This window comes from Cellulosimicrobium sp. MI9406, assembly GCF_040595865.1.
GTDB classification, from domain to species: domain Bacteria; phylum Actinomycetota; class Actinomycetes; order Actinomycetales; family Cellulomonadaceae; genus Cellulosimicrobium; species Cellulosimicrobium funkei.
In genome coordinates this window covers 1-20,255 of record NZ_JALIZI010000010.1, presented here as the reverse complement: position 1 = coordinate 20,255, position 20,255 = coordinate 1, and the positions used below count along the sequence as shown (strand labels likewise).

Here is a 20,255-nt window from a genome sequence, read left to right as displayed (position 1 = left end):
CGAGTAGGTGCCCGAGTCCGGGCCGACGTCGGCAGAGCGCAGAGCGAGCGCGAGTGGCGCACCACCTCCAGCCGCCTTGCGGGCTTGGTCGAGCACCTCGCGAACCACTGCATCCCATGTCCCGCTCACATCCGTCATCCTCGCACGGATCGCGTGACACGCGAATCTCATGCGCTTGGTCGCTTGACACGCGACTCGCTTGGGTGTGTAGTCATTCGCAGGAGCAGCGACTAGCGCGCTCCACGTGCGAATGGGAGTGATCCACATGGCGATGAAGCAGCGGTTCGAGATCGAGCACTCGGTGGCGTTCCCGAAGGGTGCGTTCCTGCGCGGCGAGGTCGAGCCCGTAGCGGACTTCAACGCGGCGCAGCGACCGGACGGCACGCGCCCGCAGCAGCACGACAAGGAGACGGGCCTGCCGTTGTGGCAGTGCGTCGTCATCGACGGTGACGAGGACGCCGGCCGTAAGGAGATCGGCGTGACGGTGAAGTTCGCGGCGAAGTACCAGCCGGTTCCGCCGGAGAACAAGTCCGGGTTCCCGTGGACGCCCGTCGAGTTCGTGGGCCTCACGGCCCTGCCCTACGTCGACGACAACGGGATGCGTCCCCGCATCGCCTGGTCGTTCCGTGCGTCCGACCTCGTCGCGCCCGGCCAGGCCCGTGACGCGGCGAAGACGACCCCGAAGGCCGCGGCGTGATCACCGCCCGGCTCTGGCAGGGGGTTCGCCGGGTCCTCGCAGCGCTGTGGCTCGCGCTGCGGTGGACCGTGCGGGCGTGGCGGTGGATCGTGGCGACCCTGTTTGTGGGCGGCGTGGTCGGCCTCCTCGCCTACGACGGGCTGTCGGCGGCGCTCTACTGGTCCGTCCCGGCATGGAACCTGGTCCGCGCGTTCTGGGCGGTGTTCAGCCCGATGACGTACGAGCCGCTGCTCGGCGGGCCGCTGCGTCGTCACCGGTGGCGGCGGTTCGTGCGTCGGCAGTGGCCGTCGATGGCGAAGTCCTGCGGGCTCGCCGACCGAGTCGTCCGGGAGAACCGGACCGTCCCGCGGCTGCTCCGCGTCCGAGCACGCGACAACACGCTGACGATCCGGGTCCGCGCCCGGTCAGGTCAGACGCTCGACGACCTGCGCGGCGCCGTCGAGGCGGTCGGCACGATCATGGGCGCCGAGGCGTCGACGAGTCGTCGCGTGCGGCCCGGGGTGCTCGACATCGTGCTGACGATGGCCGACCTCCTCGACCAGCCGCTCTACGCGACGATCCCGAACGACGTCGACCCGACCGGGGTGCAGCTTGGCCGCATCCAGGACGGCAACCGGTGGCGCCTCACGCTGCGCGGGCTGCAGACGCTCGTCGTGGGCTGCTCCGGCTCCGGCAAGGGGTCGGTGTTCTGGGGTATCGCCGGGAACCTCGCCCCGGCCGTGCAGGCGGGCCTCGTGCGGCTCTGGGGCATCGACCTCAAGGGCGGCATCGAGATCGGCATGGGCGACCGTCTCTTCTACCGGGTCAGTACGGACGAGCACCAGGCCGTGGACGCGCTGCGCGACCTGCTCGCCGTCGTCGACCAGCGCCAGCGGGCCATGTACGGGCGGACGCGCGACTTCGTGCCGACGCCCGGAGACCCGGTGCACGTGCTCCTCATCGACGAGCTCGCCGTCCTCACCGCCTACGCGTCCAAGCAGGTGCAGAGCGAGGCGTCGGACCTGCTGCGGCGCGTCCTCACGCAGGGCCGGGCGCTCGGCGTGCTCGTCGTCGCGTTCGTGCAAGACCCGCGCAAGGAGACCGTGGCGATGCGTGGCCTGTTCACGCAGACCGTCGCGCTGCGGCTGCGGTCGGCGTCCGAGACGGTGATGGTGCTCGGCGAGGGCATGGCCGACGTCGCGCCCGCACACCAGATCAGCCCGGCCCACCCCGGCACGGGCTACGTGGTCGCAGACGACGGGAACGTGGAGCGGGTTCGGGCGGACTTCTGGGAGGACACGTTCATTCGGATGGTCGCCGAGACCTACCCCGCGCCCGACCGGTACATGCCGCCGCCGATCTTCGTCGGCCCGCCAACTCCCGACGCTGACGACAAGGCGACCACGCCCACGCGGGTCCCTGCCGAGGAGCAGCGGGTTCCGCGTGCACCGCGCAAGCCGCGGTCTCCTCGCAAGCCGCGCGAGACGGCGACCCGCACGACGTCCGCCGCTGAGGCGTCGGATGCCTGACGTCGCTCCCGCGCAGGGTGGGTTCCCGGGGTTCGGGCTGGACGCCCCGCTCGACCTCGGGAACCTCACCCCGGCGGCGGTCGTCGGGATCGCCGCACGGCTGCGCGACCGTACCGCCGCCGCGTTCTCCGACGCCGCCGCCCGCACGGGCTTCTGCTCTCACCCGATCCGGCTGCGCGGCTCCTCGACCACCGTCGACGCGGCCACGGGTGAGGTGCTGTCGCAGTTCAGCTCCGACGACGCGCCGCTCGGCGTCCTGTACCGCGCGTGCGGCAACCGGCGCGAGTCGGTCTGCCCGGCCTGCTCCCGCGTCTACGCGCGCGACACGTTCGAGATGATCCGGGCGGGCCTCCTGGGCGGCAAGACCGTCCCTGCGACCGTCGCGGACAACCCGCTCGTCTTCGCGACCCTCACCGCGCCGTCCTTCGGTCACGTGCACGGCACCCGCGCCAAGCACGGCAGGTCCGCGCGCTGCCGTCCGCACAGCACCGGGACGTGCCCACACGGCCGCCCACGCGGGTGCACCACGCAGCACGCTGACCCCGACCCCGCCGTCGGGTCTCCGCTGTGCGACGCCTGCTACGACTGGCACTCAGCCGTCGTGTGGCAGTGGCACGCCCCAGAGCTGTGGCGGCGCTTCACGATCGCGCTGCGTCGCCAGGTCGCCGAGGCTCTGGGCGTGCGCGAGTCGACGCTCGGGACGGTGGCCTCGGTGCAGTTCGCGAAGGTCGCCGAGTATCAGGTGCGCGGCCTCGTGCACTTCCACGCCCTCATCCGGCTCGACGGCCCCGACGGCCCGGGCAGCCCCGCTCCCGTCGACGGGTCGACCCTCGCGCACGCCGCGCGGGCTGCTGCTCGGGCAGTGGCCGTCACGGCTCCTCCGGTGGACGGTGCGGACGTCCCGCGCGTGCTGCGCTTCGGTACGCAGCTCGACGTGCGGTGCGTGCGCACTGGCGTACCGGAGAACGACGACGGCTCCGACGACCTACGGCCCGAGCAGGTGGCCGGTTACCTCGCGAAGTACTCGACCAAGGGCACCGGCACCGATCTCGCGACACCGCGCCCGCACCACCAGCGCATGGTCCGCACCTGCCGGTGGCTCGCCGAGCGCGCCCGCACCGCGTGCCGTGGCCTCGCCGGGCCAGACCCGGAGGACGACGAGGGCTGCGTCTGCGGGCAGTGCGCGGACAGCCCGTACGGGCTGCTCGCGAAGTGGGCGCACATGCTCGGCTTCCGTGGCCACTTCTCGAGCAAGTCGCGGCGCTACTCGATCCCGCTCGGAAGGCTGCGCCGGGCCCGCATGAGGTTCCAGCGGCTCAAGGCAGACGCCGAGCGCGATGGCACGCCGATGGACGTCGCCGACCTTGAAGCACGCCTGCTCGCCGAGGACGACGAGACGACCCTCGTCGTCGGCTCCTGGACCTACGAGGGCTCCGGGTGGACCAACCCGGGCGACAAGGCCCTGGCCGACGCGGCGGCGGCACGCGCCCGCGAGTACGCGCAGTGGAAGGCGCACGCGACGGCATCGGTTCGGAACGGAAGCAGGGAGGCAGCACGATGACGAGCACCACCACGAACACCCCGACGATGGACAGGCCGAGCGGCAGGCCGCGGCTCATGACGCCCGAGGAGCTGGCCGAGTACCTCGGCGTGAGCCTGCACTGCGTGTACGCGTGGTCCAGCCGCGGCGGCGGTCCCAAGGTCGTGCGGGTCGGGGCGCGGCTCCGGTACCGGCCGGCCGACGTCGAGCAGTGGCTCGACCGCGTGACCGACTGCGGCACGGCGGGCTGAAGCATGGCGCGCAAGCCCATCGAGCCCGGCCGCTGGGGACGGATCACGCGGACGGAGATCGCCCCGGGGATTTGGCGTGCGCGGGCGAGGTACCGCGACCTGGCCGGGAACCTCCGAGCCGTCGAAGCGCGAGGCCGCTCCGGTGCGGCGGCGCAGCGAGCCCTGGAAGACAAGCTGCACCAGGCGAGCACGGAGACCGCGGTCGCGGGGACGGCGACGATCACCCCGGCGACCCGCATGGGGGTGGTGTTCGACCATTGGCTCGTCGAGAAGCGCGTCGAGGGCCAGATCACCATGCAGTCGCTGGAGACCTATCGCGGCGTCCTCGAACGCGACCTGCGGCCTGCGTTCGGCCTGCTGCGGGTCCGTGAGGTCACGCCCGTCGCGGTGAACCGGGTGCTCATGGCGCTCAGCACGGCGCAGAAGTTCGACACCGCGCGGCAGGCGCGCAACGTCATGTCCCAGGTCATGATGCTGTGCGTGCGCTACGGGGCTGCGCCGTTCAACCCGGTCCGCGACGCAGTGACCGTCCGCAAGCCGCGCCGTGCCGAGGTCCGCACGCTCGGGCTGGAGGACATCGCGCTGCTGCGCAAGGCCGTGCGCGAGTGGGAGGACCGTCCCGCGCTCGCACGGGGGCGTCGCAACGTCACGCTGCTGCCGCAGATCGTGGACACGATGCTCGGCACCGGGCTGAGGATCGGTGAGTGCCTGGCGCTGCGGGAGGCGGATGCCGACCTCGACGCCGAGGTCCCGACGCTCACGGTGACCGGGACCGTCGTCCGGGCGGAGGGACGGCTCGTGCGGCAGCCCAAGCCAAAGTCCGACTCGTCGCGGCGCACGATCACGCTCCCCGCGTTCGTCGTCACCGCGATCCGCGAGGCGCTGGACCTCGGGCTGGACGGCGGTCCGGACGCCCTGGTGTTCCCGTCCACGCGAGCGACGCCGCGCTCCCCCAGCCGGGTGCGTGACCAGCTCCGCGACGCGCAGGCCTCCATCGGCACCACGGTTACCCCGCACGACTTCCGCCGCACCGTGGCGACGCAGGTCGCGAACTCGACGACGATCGGCAACGCGACCGCGCTGCTCGGCCACGCCGACGAGGGCACGACCGTCCGGCACTACGTGAAGCGCACCCACGTGGCGCCGGACCTGCGGGTCGTCATCGACCAGCTGATCTCGGCGGCCGGGTCGACGGCCACCGAGCACGAAACAGGTGAGTTTCCGGTGACCTCCACATGACGAAGGGCCCCACCGCCGCAGGATTCTGCGGGTGGGGCCCTTCGGGTGGCGGTAGCGGTGGGATTTGAACCCACGGTGGACTTTCACCCACACACGCTTTCGAGGCGTGCTCCTTAGGCCGCTCGGACACGCTACCTCGCCGGGATACCCGGCCCAGGAAGGATACCTGGTCACACCCCCGGACACCGAATCGGCCGGTCAGCCGGTCCTGCGTCGGGTCACGCCCGCCCCGCTCGACGCCCGCGCGGAGCCGGACCACCCGGCCCACCCCACGCCGTCGGGCAACACCCGCCGCCGGACCGCGCGGGCGTCGCGCACCACGCCGGAGGCACGGGCGTCACTTCCCGGCGAGCGCCTCGGCGAACAGCGGGGTGACGTTGTCGATCGCGTAGATCACGGCGGTGGGCGTGCCGAGCGAGAAGGCGTTGGAGAGGTCCTTGTCGTCGAACACGACGTAGCGGCCGTCGGCGACGGACGGCACGGTCTGGAAGATCGGGAGGGCCTCGACGTCGGCGGCGGTGAAGCCGATGGGCTGGATGACGGTGAGGTCGGCGTCGAGCAGGTCGACGTTCTCGGTGCCGAGGGTGGCGGAGAACTCCTCGCCGGCGGCCTCGTCGATCTCGGGCTTGGTGTCGAACCCGAGGCCCTGCATGAACTCGCCGCGGCTGGAGGTCGAGACGTAGGCGCCGAAGCCCTCGGCCCAGTAGGACCCGATGACGGCGGTCTTGCCCGCGAACTCGGGGTGCTCGTCGCGCGCGGCGGCGAACGCGTCGTTGACCTCGGCGAGCAGCTCGTCGCCGGCCTCGCTGCGCCCGAGGGCGGCGGCGATCATGCCGACCTGGTCCTCCATGGGCGTGAGGTAGGCCTCGCCGCCCTCGGGGATGGCGACGGTCGGGGCGATCTCGGAGAGCCGCTCGTACCGCTCGGGGTCGCCGGACGACTTCACGTCGAGGATGACGTCGGGGTCGAGCACGGCGATCTGCTCGTACGACGGCTCGAGGGTGCCGATGATCTCGGGCGACTCGTCGTACGCGTCGGCGAGCCACGGGCCGACGCCGTCGCCGCCGAACGCGAGCCAGTCGCTCGCGCCGACGGGCTGGACGCCGAGCGCGAGGGCGGTCTCGGCGTCGCCCCACCCGAGCGCGACGACGCGCTCCGGCTCCTCGGGGATCTCGACGTCGCCGAACGCCGTGGGGATGGTCACGGGGAAGGCGTCGGCGGCGCCGTCGGCGGTCGCGCTGCCGGACGGCGAAGCCTCGGCGTCGCCGTCGCCGGACGAGCACGCGGCGAGCGCGAGCACGGCGAGCGCGGACACGGCCGCGAGCGCGCGGCGGGGACGGGTGGTGCTGGTGCGGTGCATGGGACTCCTCAGTCCTCGAAGATCTGGCCGACGGGCTCGCGCTTCTCCGCCTGGAAGCGGTCCTCCGCGCGGCCGTAGGCCCAGTAGCCGGAGAGCGACAGGTCGGAGCGCGGCACGCCGCGCTCCGCGAAGACGCGGCGCAGGGCCTTCATGGCCCCGCGCTCGCCGTGCGCGAAGACGTGGACGCGGCCCTCGCGCCACGGGAGGTCGGCGACGGTGTCGGGCAGGAGCGTCGTCGTCCCGGCGGGTGCGTCGCCGCGCAGCACCCAGGTGACCTGGACGCCGTCGGGCGCCTCGAGCGGCAGGCGGTCCGCCTCGGTCCCGACCTCGAGCACGGCGTGTCCGACGGCGTCGCGCGGCATGGCCTCGAGCGCGGCGGCGATCGCGGGGAGCGCGGAGTCGTCGCCGGCGAGCAGGTGCCAGTCGGCGGCCGGGTCGGGCAGGTACCCGCCGCCAGGGCCGGAGAGGACGAGGCGGTCGCCGGGCTTCGCGCGCGCGGCCCACGGCCCGGCGAGGCCCTCGTCGCCGTGCACGACGAAGTCGATCGCGAGCCGCTGCGCCGCCTCGTCGACCCAGCGCACGGTGTACGTGCGGGTGACGGGCACGTCCTCGGGCGCGAGCGTGTCGCGCAGCGCCGCGACGTCGTAGGGCGGCTCGAGGCCGAGCTCGGGCTTGGCGAAGTAGATCTTGACGTACTTGTCGGTGTGCTCGTTCGTCGTGAACGCGGCGAACCCGTCGCCCCCGGCGACGACGCGCACGAGGTGCGGGGAGAGCCACGCGGTCTCGAGGACCTCGAGGACCGTCTGGGGGCGGGCGCGCCGCGGGGCGGGCGCGGTGGTGGTCGACATGACAACCTCTCGTCGGTGACTTAGGTGAGGCTAACATCACCGCCTGGGCGCGGGGTCGTGACGCCGGTCACCGCCCTGCGGAGCAGCGCGAGTCGCGCGGTCGTGGCGCCCGAGGGAACTCATACACGCACCCTGTGCCCTCCACAGCGACCGCACAGGCTCGCCCGGCGGAATGGGGACGTCCTCGACCACGGCGCCCAGCGCCCCGGCACCCGGAGGCCTCGTGTCCCAGCCCGTCCTGTACCTCGTCGACCTCGTCGCGGTCACCGTCCTCGCGTTCGGCCTCTACTTCCCCCGGCACCGCCGCCGCGACCTCGTCGTCGCGTACCTCGGCGTCAACGTGGGGGTGCTCGCGGTCGCGGCGACGCTCGCGACGAGCAGCGTCGGCGCCGGTCTGGGGCTCGGGCTCTTCGGTGTCCTGTCGATCATCCGCCTCCGCTCGACCGAGCTCTCGCAGACCGAGGTCGCCTACTACTTCGCCGCCCTCGCGCTGGGCCTCCTCGGCGGCCTCGGCGCGGCCACCGGCTGGTTGTCCCTCGCCGGCATGGCGCTCGTCGTCGGCGTGATGGCCGTCGTCGACCACCCGCGCGTGCTGCGCCGCACGCAGAGCCAGACCGTCGTCGTCGACCGCGCCCTCGCCGACCCGGCCGAGCTCACGCGCTACCTGGAGGAGCTGCTCGGCGCCGAGGTCCGCGGGGTGAGCGTGCAGCGGCTCGACCTCGTCAACGACACGACCTGGGTCGACGTCCGCTGGACCGCCCCACGGACGCCGCGCCGGGGCGCGCGCCCCGCCCGTCCCGCCGTCCTGCCCGACGCCGTCCCCCCGCTCGCGGCCGACGCCGCGCCGCTCCGCGTGGCCGCCACGGCCCCGGACGGTCTCCCCGCCCGGACGGGGGTGCGCGCATGAGCCCGCAGACCCTCCCGGCCGACGACCGCTTGCGCGCCGCCCTCCAGCCGCTCGCCGGGGTGGACCTCGACGAGCTCGTCGGGACGGCCGCGCTGCTGACCCGGGTCGACCGCAAGTACGTCCTGCCGGTGGACGACGCAGTCGCCGTGCTCGACACCCTCGCCCGCACGACCGCCGCGCGCGTCCTGGAGATCGACGGGGCACGCAGCGCGGCCTACGAGTCGGTGTACTTCGACACGCCCGACCTCGCGTCGTTCCGCCTCACGGCGACGCGCCGCCGTCGGCGGTTCAAGGTCCGCACGCGCACCTACCTCGACTCCGGGACGAGCTTCCTCGAGGTCAAGACGCGCGCCGCGCGCGGCACGACGCTCAAGCAGCGCGTCGCCCACGACTGCCCGACGGCGCTCGACGGCGGGCAGGAGTTCGTCCACCGGACGCTCGCCGCCGAGGGCATCGACGGCGTGCCGGAGCACGCGCTGGCACCCGGCCTCGTGTCGCGCTACCGCCGCACGACGCTCCTGCTCCCCCGGCCCGACGGCGCCGCGCGCGCCACCGTCGACACCGGGCTCACGTGGGAGCTCGACGGGCCCGACGGCGCCCGGCCCCTCTCCTGGCCCGTCAGCCACCTAGCGGTCGTCGAGACGAAGGGCGGCTCGACGCCGTCGGACCTCGACCGGCTGCTGTGGCGGCACGGCCACCGCCCCGAGCGGATCTCGAAGTACGGCACCGGGCTGGCGCTGCTGCGCCCCGACCTGCCCGACGGCCCCTGGCGGCGCGTGATCCGCCGCCACCTCACCCCCTCCCCGGGCGGCACGACGTCCGACCGGACTCCCGCCCACCACCTCGCCCGCACCCCCGGGCACGACGACAGGAGCCTGTGATGCGCATCCGACGACCCCTCACGTACCTCACCGCGGCTGCGGCGGCCGCCGTCCTCGCCGGCTGCTCGGTCCTGGGCAGCGACGCCGCCACGGACGACACGTCCGCGAGCGCGAGCACGACCGCGAGCGGCGGCTCGACCACCGCGCCCGACGCCGTCGCCGGCCTCACCCCCGACGAGGCGCGCGCCGACAACACCGAGGTGACGGTGGACGACGCCGACCTCGCGGTCGACGAGGCGTCGGCGACGACCATCGCGCTCGACGGCGGCACCGCCACCGTGGACGGCGACGGCGTGACCGTCGACGGCGCGACCGTCACCGTGACCGCCCCCGGCACGTACGTGCTGAGCGGCACGCTGGAGGGCCAGGTCGTGGTCGACACCGCCGAGGACGGGCTCGTCCAGCTCGTGCTCGACGACGCCGACATCACCTCGACGACCAACGCCGCCGTGAACGTCCAGGACGCGGAGAAGGTCGCGGTGGTCCTCGCCGACGGCTCGACGAACAGCCTCACCGACGCCGAGGAGCCCTCCGAGCTGGACGCCGACGGCGAGCCCGACGGCGCGCTGTTCTCGACGGCCGACCTCGTGATCGGCGGCGACGGCGCGGTCACCGTGACGTCGCACGCGAACGACGGCATCGTCTCGAAGGACGGCCTCGCCATCGCGGGCGGCGACCTCACCGTCGACGCGGGCGACGACGGCCTGCGCGGCAAGGACTACCTCGTCGTCACAGGCGGGACGCTCGACGTCACCGCCGCGCAGGACGGGCTGAAGTCCACCGAGGACGGCGACGCGGCCCTCGGGTTCGTCGACGTGCGGGGCGGGGACGTCACCGTCACGTCGGGCGACGACGGCGTCCAGGCGGTGACGGACGTCGTCGTCTCCGGCGGCACGCTGACCGTCACCGCGGCCGGTGGCGCGGGCGCCGACGTGAGCGAGGACGCCTCCGCGAAGGGCCTCAAGGGTGACGTGGGCGTCGTGGTCGGCGACGACGCGACGGTCACCGTCGACGCCGCCGACGACGCGCTGCACTCGGACGGCGCCGTGTCCGTCTCGGGCGGGACCGTCGAGCTGTCGTCCGGCGACGACGGCGTGCACGCCGACGGCGACGTCACCGTCTCCGGCGGCGACCTCACGGTCACGACGTCCGTCGAGGGCATCGAGGGCGCGACCCTCACGATCTCCGGTGGTGACGTCGACGTGACGGCGAGCGACGACGGCCTCAACGCGACGGTCGGGTCGACGACCGGCACCGGCGAGGGCGGCACGGCAGCAGGCGACACGGCCGCAGGCGGCTCGGCAGCGGGCGGCTCGGCGGGCGGCTCGGCCGCCGGCACCATGCCGGAGCCGCCGGACGGTGCGCCGGGCGGGACGACGGGCGGCACCCCGCCGGAGATGCCGGCGGACGGCGAGATGCCCGAGCCCCCGCAGGGCGACGACCTGCCTGACGGTGTCGAGCCCCCCGACGGCACGGACCTGCCGCAGGGCCGCCCTGGCGGTGGGGCGGGCGGCATGGCGGGCGGCGGCATGGACGCCGACGACGGCTCGTCGCTGACGATCTCCGGCGGCACGCTCACGATCGACGCGGGCGGCGACGGGATCGACTCGAACGGGTCGCTCACGGTCACGGGCGGCGAGACGGTCGTCCAGGGCCCGACGAACGACGGCAACGGCGCGCTCGACGTGAACGGCACGTTCACCGTCTCCGGCGGCTCGCTCGTCGCGGCGGGCAGCGCGGGGATGGTCGTCGTACCGGCCACGGACTCCGAGCAGGGCTGGCTCGCCGCCGACGTCTCTGCGAGCGCCGGCGACACCGTCACCGTCACGGCGTCGGACGGCACCGTCGTCGCCGAGCTCACCGTCACCAAGGAGACGGCGAACGTCGTCGTCTCCTCTCCCGACGTGACGACCGGCGAGACCTACACGGTGACCACCCCGTCCGGCTCGGTGACCGCCGTCGCGGGCGAATGGACCGGCGGCGGCATGGGGGGCCGCCCCACCCACCCGGGCACGCAGGACGGCACCACGGCCCAGGACGACACCAGGGCTCAGGACGACACCACGGGCCAGAGCGAGACCACCGAGTCCTGACCGCGCGTCGTCCGGCCGGGGATCTCAGCCCGAGCGCCCTGCCGAGGTAGAGCCCCGGTCCCGCGAGGTAGAGCCGTGGTTCCCCGACGTACAGCCGAAGTCCCGCGAAGTAGAGCCGAGGTCATCCGAGAGAGACCCGCGGTCGGGCACCGGCAGGAGCGCGCCAAGGATCGTCCCCACTCCGGTCCGTGCGGCCACCTGGTCGCGAGGAGCCCTTGCCGTGGTCGTGCCGCGTCCTCGCGTTGGAGCACCGTCGTGCCCGACGGCGGTCGGTCGCCCGCGGCGAGGGCGCCTCAGCCGGCCACCAGCAAGGCGGCACCACCATCCAGACCCGACCCGCGCCGTCGGGCACAAGACCACGGCTCTACCTCGCAGAACCACGGCTCTACCTCGCAGAACCACGGCTCTACCTCGCGCGACCACGGCTCTACCTCGCCAGACCTCGAGTCCACCTCACGGGACCACGGCTCTACCTCGACCGAACCACGGCTCTACCTCGCGCGACCTCAGCTCTACCTCGCGGGGCCTCGGGTCTCCCTCGGGGTGACCGGCGCTACCTCCGCAGGCCGGAGTTCTGTCCCCGCTCTCGTCGTACCGTGGGAGACGTGCCCAGCGACCCGACCGCACCGTCCCCGACCGACCCGACCGAACCGACGACCGCCTCCCCCGCGCACGTGGCGACGTCGGCCGCCGACCTGCCGTCTGCCGTCCCGACCCTGTCGTCGCGGCTCGCGTGGCGGCCGAGCCAGCCACCGGCGGGCGCGGAGCCGGCGCCGCGGACGGGGACGGTCGAGGACGCGGTGGAGCTGCTGCGCGGGCTGCGGGTCACGGCGCTCACGGGCGCGGGCGTGTCGACGGACTCGGGGATCCCGGACTACCGCGGCCCGGACTCGCCGCCGCGCAACCCGATGACGTACCAGCAGTTCGTGCAGGACGAGGCGTTCCGCCGCCACTACTGGGCGCGCAACCACGTCGGGTGGCAGCACGTGCACCGCACGCACCCGAACGCGGGCCACCGCGCGCTGGCGCGGCTGGAGGACGCGGGCGTGCTCGTCGGGCTCATCACGCAGAACGTCGACCTGCTGCACGAGGACGCGGGCAGCCGCAACGTCATCGACCTGCACGGCCGCTACGACCGGGTGATCTGCCTGCAGTGCGGGCGCGTCATCTCGCGCGAGCACCTGGCCGAGCGCCTGACCGCGCTCAACCCGGGGTTCCTGGAGAGCGTCGGCGACGTCGGCGACGTGGAGATCGCGCCGGACGCGGACGCCGTGATCGAGCAGACGTCGCACTTCCGGCCCGCACCGTGCGAGTTCTGCGGCGGGGTCCTCAAGCCGGAGATCGTGTACTTCGGGGAGAACGTGCCGCGCGAACGGGTCGACCGTGCGTTCGCGATGGTCGACGAGGGCGACGCGCTCCTCGTCGCCGGGTCGTCGCTCACGGTGCTGAGCGGGCTGCGGTTCGTGCGGCACGCGGCGAAGGACGGCAAGCCGGTCGTCATCGTCAACCGTGGCTGGACGCGCGGTGACCCGCTCGCGACGCTCAAGATCGAGGCCGGCACCACGGAGACCCTCACCGCCCTCGCCGAGGCGCTCGCGCGCTGAGGCGACCGACCCACGAGCGGTGGGGAGGAAGGACGGCGCCGGGTCGTGGCGGGCCTGGCGGGAGGCGCCGAGGGACGAGGCGCCGGATGGTAGACCCGGCGCCGTCCTTCCTGCCCGCCGCGACCGCGACGACAGGGGGTGCGGTCAGCGCTGCGCGCCGAAGAAGTCGCGGAGCAGCCGTGCGCACTCGTCCTCGCGCACGCCGCCGACGACCTCGACGGCGTGGTTGGCGCGCTGGTCGCGCACGAGGTCCCACACCGAGCCGGTCGCGCCGGCCTTGGGGTCCCACGCCCCGAGCACGAGCCGCTCGACGCGCGCCAGCACGAGCGCGCCCGCGCACATGACGCACGGCTCGAGCGTGACGACGAGCGTGCAGCCCTCGAGGCGCCACTCCCCCCACGTCGCGGCGGCCTGGCGCAGCGCGAGCACCTCGGCGTGCGCGGTCGGGTCGCCCGTCTCCTCGCGCCGGTTGCGCCCCACGCCGAGCAGCCGACCGTCCGGCCCGACGACGACCGCCCCCACGGGCACGTCGGCGCTCGCGAGCGCGTGGGTCGCCTCGTGCAGCGCGAGGCCCATGAGGGCGTCCCACGTCCGGCGGCGCCCCGCGACCGTGGCGGGCGGGAACGCACCCTCCGCGGCAGGGATCGCGAGCCCGCGCGGCACGCTGCCCGACGCCGTCCCCTCCTCCGGGTGCGCGAGGTCGCCCCGGTGGGCGGGGTCGCCCGAGCGGGCGGGGCCGCCCGGGTGGGCCGGCTCGCCGGGGTGGGCGACGTCGTCGGGCACGGGACCTCCGGTCGGTAGGAGCGGGCCGCACCAGGCTAGCGACCGCGCGCTCGCCCCGTGCGCGGATCGGTTACCGGCCGGTACGGCGGACGGCCCGCGGTCCGATACCGTTGTCACCATGCGCCTGCACGTCGCCGACCACCCGCTCGTGGCCCACAAGCTGACCGTCCTGCGGAACAAGGAGACGACGTCCTCGACGTTCCGGCTCCTCGTCGACGAGCTGGTCACCCTCCTCGCCTACGAGGCGACGCGGGACGTACGCGTCGAGCCGCACGAGATCGAGACGCCCGTGACCAGGACGGTCGGCGTCCGGCTCGCGGAGCCGCGCCCCCTCGTCGTGCCGATCCTGCGCGCGGGCCTCGGCATGCTCGAGGGCATGACGCGGCTCCTGCCCACGGCCGAGGTCGGGTTCCTCGGGATGCAGCGCGACGAGGAGACGCTCGAGGCGGTCACGTACGCGAACCGCCTCCCCGACGACCTCACGGGCCGGCACGTCTTCCTGCTCGACCCGATGCTCGCGACCGGCGGCACGCTCGTCGCGGCGATCGACTACGTCTTCGCGCGCGGGGCGCGCGACGTCACCGCCGTGTGCCTGCTCGCCGCGCCGGAGGGCATCCAGGTGCTCGAGAAGGCGGTCGGCGAGCGCGTCGACGTCCAGCTCGTGGTCGCCGCGGTCGACGAGCGCCTCGACGAGAAGGCGTACATCGTGCCCGGGCTGGGCGACGCGGGCGACCGCCTGTACGGCGTCGTCTGACCCTCCCACCTGCACGAACACCCGCCGGGACGCCCCGGCGCCCGCTCGGCACGCCCGGAACGCGAGATCGCCGCGGTCCGCATGCTGAGAACTTCCACGGCTCCTCTTGGCGTGCCGTGCGCTCCGCTGCCATGCTCGCTCCCGTGAGCACCTCGACCCGTCCCGTCAGCGCGCCGTCCGGCGTGCTCCCGGGCGCGGTCGTGTGCGTCTGTTGTCAGGCCTGAACCCTCTCCCGCACCTCGGTTCAGCCCTCGACCCCTGCCGACCCGCCGGACTCCCGGCGTCGCCGTCGGCCCGACGCACCCGGAGCCACCCATGACGCTCACCGCTACCCGCACCGCCCGCCGCACGCCGTCGGCCCGCGTCCCCGTTGCCCGGACGACGACGCCGCGCCCCACCGCACCGCGGCCCGCCCCCGCACCCCGCGCGGCGGCGCCCGAGCCCGCCGCCCCGCGGCGCAACCCCGGCTTCGTGCTCTACGTCGGCGTCGACGCCGCGCCGGGCGAGCAGCCGCAGGCGCAGCTCGTCGAGCTCGCCGAGGCCCTGGGCGAGCTCGCGCGCGACTGGCTGCCGAGCGCCGAGACGTACACGGCGCTCGCCCTCGCGGAGCCCACGACCGCGACGACGTCGCCCGTCCAGGACATCGCCGCGTTCCGCGAGCGGCTCGCGACCCTCTCCCCCGTGCCACGCGTCGTCATCGACCCCGCGGGGCGCACGGTCACGGTGGAGGGCCGCTCGGCGCGCCTGACGTTCCGCGAGCTCGAGCTGCTGTCGTACCTCGCGCGCACGGCGCACCGCGTCGTGACGCGCGCCGAGCTGCTGGAGACCGTGTGGGCCGACCACGAGGTCGCGAGCGGCAGCCGCACCATCGACGTCCACGTGCGACGCCTGCGCGAGAAGCTCGGGCTGGAGCACGTCATTACCACGGTCCGCGGGCTCGGCTACCGGTTCGACCCGCAGACCCCCGTCGTCCTCGGCGGCTCGGGGGACGCCGCCTGAGGACCGCGCTGCCGGGCCGCGGTCGACGTGGGGGTACGTGGGGGACCACGCGCCCGGCAGCGCAACCCCCTCCTGTGACGACCCTCGGAGGCCGCCCGCTCGCCGGGCGCGGACGCGCGTGCGGCGATACGTTCGGCCCATGCGCACAGTCATCGCGGGAGGTCACGGCCAGGTGGGCCGTCGCCTGGCCCGGACGCTGGTGGAGCGCGGGGACGACGTCGTCGCCTTCGTGCGGTCCGCCGCGCAGATCACGGATCTCACAGAGCTCGGCGCGCACGTCGCGCTGGTCGACCTCGAGAAGGACGACGCCGTCGCGGTGTCGTTCGAGCTCGAGGGCGCGGACGCCGTCGTGTTCGCCGCGGGCGCCGGGCCCGGCAGCGGGGCGCCGCGCAAGGACGCGGTCGACCGCGCGGGCGCGGCCCTCCTCGCCGACGCCGCCGAGCGCGCCGGGGTGGGGAGATACGTCCTCGTCTCGTCGCGCGGCGTCGAGGCGGCCCGTGCCGACGAGCGCCCCGACGGCGTCGACGACGTGTTCTGGGCCTACCTGCGGGCGAAGGCCGCTGCGGAGGACGACCTGCGCGCCCGCACCGACCTGCAGTGGACGATCGTCCGGCCCGGCCGTCTCACCGACGACCCGGGCGTCGGGCTCGTGGCCCTCGCCCCCGTGGGCGACGGCGACAAGCCGCGCGGCAAGCGGCGCAAGCCCGGCGCCGCCGTCGGCGAGCGGTCCGACGTGACGCGCGACGACGTCGCGCTCGTGCTCGCGGCGGTGCTCCACGAGCCCCGCTCGGCCGGACTCGTGCTCGACCTCGTGGGCGGCGACCGCCCCGTCGAGGACGCGCTCGCCGACGTCCTGCCCTGACCGCCCGGCCCGGCGACGGACGTCGGGTGCGTCAGCCCGCGCAGCGGGCCTCGCGCTGCCAGATCACCCCGAGCGGGTCACGGTCGGGCCGGATGAGGACGTTCGCGATCCGCGCCGTGTAGTTCCAGCCGCCGTAGGACACCTTGTCGCCGAAGCCGTACCACTCGTCGACCTCCCACGCGGCGTAGCACGCGGGCGCCGCGCTGAAGGGGTCGACCACGAGCTGCTCGGACCACGATCCCGCGTGCAGGACGTACTTCGCCCCGGACCCGGCGGCCTCCCCCAGCGCCACCGTGCGGCGCTCGCCGGCCGCGAGGTCCCACTGCCCCTTCGCCTGCCCGGTGACCCGGAAGGTCAGCGGGACGTTGGAGCCCGCGTTGTCGAGGAGCACGGACACCGTGCGGAACGAGTCACCGCGCTTCGCGTCGTAGTACGGGTCACCGAGGACGAGGCTCCCGCCGGGCGCCACGACCGCGCAGTCGAGCGCGTCGAACCGGGCCGTCACCGTCTCCGCGAACGGGGTGCCGAGGACCGTGCGCGACAGCTCGAACGTCACCGCACCGGACCGCACCGCGAGGGCGCCCGCGGGCAGGTCGACGCTCGCGCTCGCACCCGGCGCGACCTCGCCGAGGTCGCGCGTGCCGAACGGGGTGCGGACGACGACGCGGGTCGGCTCGTCGGCGTCGTTCCGCAGACCGGTCGTGAGCACCACCCCGCCCCCGCCGGGCGCGCACTGCGTCGTCGCCGTGAGGGTCGCCGCCCAGTCGGGCACGTACGCCGCGCCCCGGTAGGTCGCCGCGAGGGCCGAGTCCTGGAAACCCTTCCCGAGCACCCAGCGGTACTGGCGGAAGGTCACCTTCCCGGCCTTGACGTCGAGCTTCCCCGTGTCGATCGTGAACGTCGCCGTCTCCCCGGGTCTGATGCCGTTCACCGGGGCGGAGTCCCCGAGCGCGCCGCCGAGCATCCGGGCGTCGAGCGTCTCCGCCGTGTCGTTCGTGAGAGTGCCGACGAGCCGGATCGAGCCGTCCTCCCAGCGCGCCTCGACCGTCGCCGTGCGCGCCCACGACGGCGCGTAGGTCGTCGCTGCGTACGACGCGGTTACCGTGCTCCCCGCCAGGCCGGGGGCGTGAACCCGCTCGACCGCGAACGTGGCCGTCCCCGCCGGGACGTCGCGCACGCGGGTGTCGACGGCGAGCGTCTCGGTCGCGCCCGGAGCGACCTCCACGGGCGCGGCGCCGCCGTACGGCGTCGTCATCGTGACCCGCAGCGTCGTCGCCCGGTACGGGTTGTGGAACGTCCCGCGCACGACCGTCGAGCCGGCGCCCGCACCGTCCGGCACGACCCACGTGGCCGTCGCCGACGCGGAGCCGTCCGCGACCGACCAGTCGAAGCAGTCAACGCCCGGGATCTCGTGGCTCGCGAGGGCCGCGCCGTCGGCCAGCACGTCGAGCGTCAGCGACGCCTCCCCGACACCGCCGGGCACGTCGACGACGGCGTCCCGGCCGCCGTCGACCGTGCGCGTCAGGTCGTCGCGACCGGCGACGGCGAACACCACGGGGACGGTCGAGCGCGTGTTGTCGTAGCGCAGCGCGACCGGGGCGGACGACCGCTCGGTCGCCGGGTCGAGGACGCACGCCCCGACGGTCGGCGCGTCCACCGCGGGCGCGTGCCGCACGGCGTCGTACGCGGCGGTCACGACGTGCGACCTGCCCGAGCCGTCGAGCCGGGAGACGCGGAACGCGACCTCGCCGGCGGCGACCTGCCGGGAGCCGGTGTCGAGGGTCAGCACGGCCTCCGTGCCGGGCGCGACGTCGACCGCGCGCGTCGTACCGAGGTCTCCACCGTCCAGCGCCACGCGCAGCGTCGCCGCCGCGTGGTCGTTGCGGAAGGTCCCGCTCACCACCACGGAGCCGCCGCCCTCGGTGGGCGCCCACTCCGCCGTCGCCGAGCCCTCGACGCGCCACTCGAAGCAGTCGACGCCGTCGACCACGTGCCGCGCGACGGTCTCCCCGTCCGCGACGACCGCGAACGTCGCGCCCTGCGCACCGACACCACCGGGCACGACGACGTCACGTGTCTCGCCACCCTCGAGCGTCGCGGTCAGGTCGTCGCGGCCGACGACCGAGAACGTCACCGGCACCGTCGATGCCGCGTTGTCCAGGTGCAGCGTTACCGGCGCGGACGACGTGTCCGTCGCCGGGTCGAACACGCACCGTGCGACCGTCGGCTCCGCGACCCTCGGCGCGATCGCCTGGCGGCCGAGCGCGAGCGCGAGATCGCTCGGCGGCCGCGAGACGACCGTCCCGCCACCCGGGCCGACGAGCAGCCTCTCCTGCGAGAGCAGGAGCATGCTCGCGGGCACCGCAGGCGCGTTGACGTCGACGACCAGCGAGGCGTTCTCCCCCACGCTCGCGCGCCCGGGGAGGTCGGCCGCGCGCCACGCGGGCGTGTCGGGCGCGACGAGGCCGACCGTGACAGGGGTCCCCGTCCCGTTCGTCAGGTCGGCGACGAACCGCACCGCGCCGCCCGCGTTCTCCGCGCGGACCTGGACGTCGTCGGCCCCGAGCCACGCGAGCGGCACCGCCGCGCTCAGGGTGCGGCTCGCCGTGACTGCCTGGTCGTCGGCTCCGGCCCGCACCTCGACGGGCACGTCCGCGGGGAGCACGCGGAGCGCGCCGTCGTCGCGCTGCTGGAACTCGGGCGTGAACCCGTCTTCGGCGCGCAGCTCGACGGTCAGCTCTACCGGGCGGCCCGCAGACGCGCCGCGCGCCGGAGCGGGCAGCACCGTGTCGCTCGCACACTCGAGCGCGGCGCCCCGCGTCGGGGTGGTGCAGGTCCAGTCGTCGTCGACAGGCCGGAGGGACAGCCCCTTCGGCAGCTCGGGCACGGTGAAGCGGACGCCCTGGGCATCACGGTCGCCCGTGTTGGCGGCCGTGAGCGTGAGCGTCGCGGACCCGGGGTTCGCCGCGAGCGTCACGCGCTCGTCGTCGAGCCGGACCTCTGCGCCGACATACTTCAGCGGCGGCGGCGTGAGGTTGCGCTCCACCGTGCGCAGGCCCTCCGCCTTCACGCGCGCCGGGAACTCGTAGACGCCGCCGCCCCGGGCCGTGACCGTGACGACGAGGTCGCGCGCCTCGCCGGGCGCGAGCACGCCCACCGCGCACGCGAGCGTCCCGCCCGCAGCGGCGGGCCCGCACGGGAGCGCAGCCGTGCGCAGCACGGGCGCGACCGACGCGCCGCGCGCGACGACCGACGACGTGACGGCCTCGACGCCGGCCGGCAGGTCGATCTCGACCGTGACGTCCTGCGCCGCCCTCCCGCCCGAGTTCGACACCGTCAGGCGCACGTCGGCGGGCTTGCGCGCCTCCATCTCGATGCCGGTCCCGAGCGCGACGTCGAGCGCGGCCGGAGCGGGCTCCGGCGGCGGGTCGACGGGCGTCGGCTCGCCGGTCCCCGGGTCGACGGGGGTCGAGCCGCCGGGAGCCGGGTCGGTGGGCGTCGAGCCGACTGGGCTCGTCCCGCCGGGCGCGCCCCCATCCGCAGGCGGAGCCGTCGTCGCGTCGGGGGTGGCGGGGTCCGCCGGCGCCGGCGGGATGTTGGTGGGGGACGTCGGGTCTGTCGTGGGGTCGGGCGTCGGGGAGGTCGTCCCCGGGCTCTGCGAGGGCGACGGTGACGGAGACGGGGACGAGCCGGACGGCGTCGGGGACGACTGCGAGGTCGGTGACGGCGTGGGGTCGGGGGTGAAGGCTCCGAGCGCGCCCGCGACGCCCAGCCCGGCGACCGCGAGCACGCCCACGGTCACCGCCGCCGCGGCGATCGGCGCGGACGCGACCAGCGCGAGCAGGCCTCCGGCCCCGGCCGCGGCCAGGGCGCCGCCGCCCGCCGCCGCACCGCCGACGGCCGCCGCTCCGCCCACCGCAGCAGCCCCG

At 74.8% G+C, this 20,255-nt stretch carries 15 protein-coding genes, 1 tRNA gene and 1 pseudogene; 12 read left to right on the top strand and 5 right to left on the bottom strand.

Features of this window, described 5'->3' with window-relative positions:
- The first annotated feature begins 250 nt into the window (after positions 1-250).
- Genes MT994_RS17330 through MT994_RS17310 form a run of 5 tightly spaced genes read left to right on the top strand, consistent with a single transcriptional unit; the run spans position 251 to position 5,235 of the window.
- Positions 251-697 (top strand): plasmid replication, integration and excision activator, encoded by a 447-nt coding sequence (locus MT994_RS17330; RefSeq protein ID WP_354807377.1) that lies wholly within the window; start codon positions 251-253, stop codon positions 695-697.
- Positions 694-2,205: an FtsK/SpoIIIE domain-containing protein gene (locus MT994_RS17325; RefSeq protein ID WP_354807250.1), complete on the top strand. Its 1,512-nt coding sequence runs from the start codon at positions 694-696 to the stop codon at positions 2,203-2,205. Before MT994_RS17330 ends, MT994_RS17325 begins: the two co-directional genes overlap by 4 nt.
- Positions 2,198-3,766 (top strand): replication initiator, encoded by a 1,569-nt coding sequence (locus MT994_RS17320; RefSeq protein ID WP_354807248.1) that lies wholly within the window; start codon positions 2,198-2,200, stop codon positions 3,764-3,766. The genes MT994_RS17325 and MT994_RS17320 overlap by 8 nt, the downstream gene beginning before the upstream one ends.
- Positions 3,763-3,996 (top strand): helix-turn-helix domain-containing protein, encoded by a 234-nt coding sequence (locus MT994_RS17315; protein WP_354807247.1) that lies wholly within the window; start codon positions 3,763-3,765, stop codon positions 3,994-3,996. Before MT994_RS17320 ends, MT994_RS17315 begins: the two co-directional genes overlap by 4 nt.
- A 3-nt stretch (positions 3,997-3,999) precedes the next feature.
- Entirely contained in the window at positions 4,000-5,235 is a 1,236-nt protein-coding gene (locus MT994_RS17310) for a tyrosine-type recombinase/integrase (RefSeq protein ID WP_354807245.1), read from the top strand.
- 46 nt (positions 5,236-5,281) lie between these two features.
- On the opposite strand, the gene MT994_RS17305 is transcribed toward MT994_RS17310, so the two are convergent.
- From MT994_RS17305 to MT994_RS17295, 3 genes are all read right to left on the bottom strand, one after another.
- Positions 5,282-5,371: transfer RNA gene (locus MT994_RS17305), tRNA-Ser, on the bottom strand.
- 201 nt (positions 5,372-5,572) lie between these two features.
- Positions 5,573-6,595, bottom strand: coding sequence for an iron-siderophore ABC transporter substrate-binding protein (locus tag MT994_RS17300; RefSeq protein ID WP_354807244.1), 1,023 nt, complete (start codon positions 6,593-6,595; stop codon positions 5,573-5,575).
- Between the two features lie 8 nt (positions 6,596-6,603).
- Positions 6,604-7,443, bottom strand: a complete 840-nt coding sequence (locus MT994_RS17295; RefSeq protein ID WP_354807243.1) for a siderophore-interacting protein — start codon at positions 7,441-7,443, stop codon at positions 6,604-6,606.
- Positions 7,444-7,666: 223 nt separating this feature from the next.
- On the opposite strand from MT994_RS17295, the gene MT994_RS17290 reads away from it, so the two are divergent.
- The 4 genes from MT994_RS17290 to MT994_RS17275 all read left to right on the top strand — a co-directional run bounded on the left by MT994_RS17290 (position 7,667) and on the right by MT994_RS17275 (position 12,928).
- A complete protein-coding gene (locus tag MT994_RS17290) occupies positions 7,667-8,350 on the top strand; it encodes a DUF4956 domain-containing protein (protein ID WP_354807241.1) in 684 nt (227 codons plus the stop codon).
- Entirely contained in the window at positions 8,347-9,231 is an 885-nt protein-coding gene (locus MT994_RS17285; protein ID WP_354807240.1) for a polyphosphate polymerase domain-containing protein, read from the top strand. Before MT994_RS17290 ends, MT994_RS17285 begins: the two co-directional genes overlap by 4 nt.
- On the top strand, positions 9,231-11,324 hold the full coding sequence (locus tag MT994_RS17280) for a carbohydrate-binding domain-containing protein (RefSeq protein ID WP_354807238.1): 2,094 nt from the start codon (positions 9,231-9,233) through the stop codon (positions 11,322-11,324). The genes MT994_RS17285 and MT994_RS17280 overlap by 1 nt, the downstream gene beginning before the upstream one ends.
- Before the next feature lie 800 nt (positions 11,325-12,124).
- Positions 12,125-12,928 carry an NAD-dependent protein deacetylase gene (locus tag MT994_RS17275; protein ID WP_043656515.1) on the top strand — a complete coding sequence of 268 codons (804 nt, stop codon included), beginning with the start codon at positions 12,125-12,127 and terminating at the stop codon, positions 12,926-12,928.
- A 144-nt stretch (positions 12,929-13,072) separates the two neighbouring features.
- Here the strand turns inward: MT994_RS17275 and MT994_RS17270 are convergent, their stop codons facing one another.
- Positions 13,073-13,504: a nucleoside deaminase gene (locus MT994_RS17270; RefSeq protein ID WP_074804208.1), complete on the bottom strand. Its 432-nt coding sequence runs from the start codon at positions 13,502-13,504 to the stop codon at positions 13,073-13,075.
- 325 nt (positions 13,505-13,829) lie between these two features.
- On the opposite strand from MT994_RS17270, the gene upp reads away from it, so the two are divergent.
- From upp to MT994_RS17255, 3 genes are all read left to right on the top strand, one after another.
- Positions 13,830-14,465 carry a uracil phosphoribosyltransferase gene (gene upp, locus MT994_RS17265; protein WP_021482058.1) on the top strand — a complete coding sequence of 212 codons (636 nt, stop codon included), beginning with the start codon at positions 13,830-13,832 and terminating at the stop codon, positions 14,463-14,465.
- 315 nt (positions 14,466-14,780) lie between these two features.
- On the top strand, positions 14,781-15,464 hold the full coding sequence (locus MT994_RS17260; RefSeq protein ID WP_354807237.1) for a winged helix-turn-helix domain-containing protein: 684 nt from the start codon (positions 14,781-14,783) through the stop codon (positions 15,462-15,464).
- A gap of 139 nt (positions 15,465-15,603) precedes the next feature.
- Positions 15,604-16,326 carry an NAD(P)-binding oxidoreductase gene (locus MT994_RS17255; RefSeq protein WP_034651883.1) on the top strand — a complete coding sequence of 241 codons (723 nt, stop codon included), beginning with the start codon at positions 15,604-15,606 and terminating at the stop codon, positions 16,324-16,326.
- Positions 16,327-16,357: 31 nt separating this feature from the next.
- On the opposite strand, the pseudogene MT994_RS17250 reads toward MT994_RS17255, so the two are convergent.
- Positions 16,358-20,255 (bottom strand): annotated as a pseudogene (locus MT994_RS17250) (hypothetical protein); the annotation flags it as partial.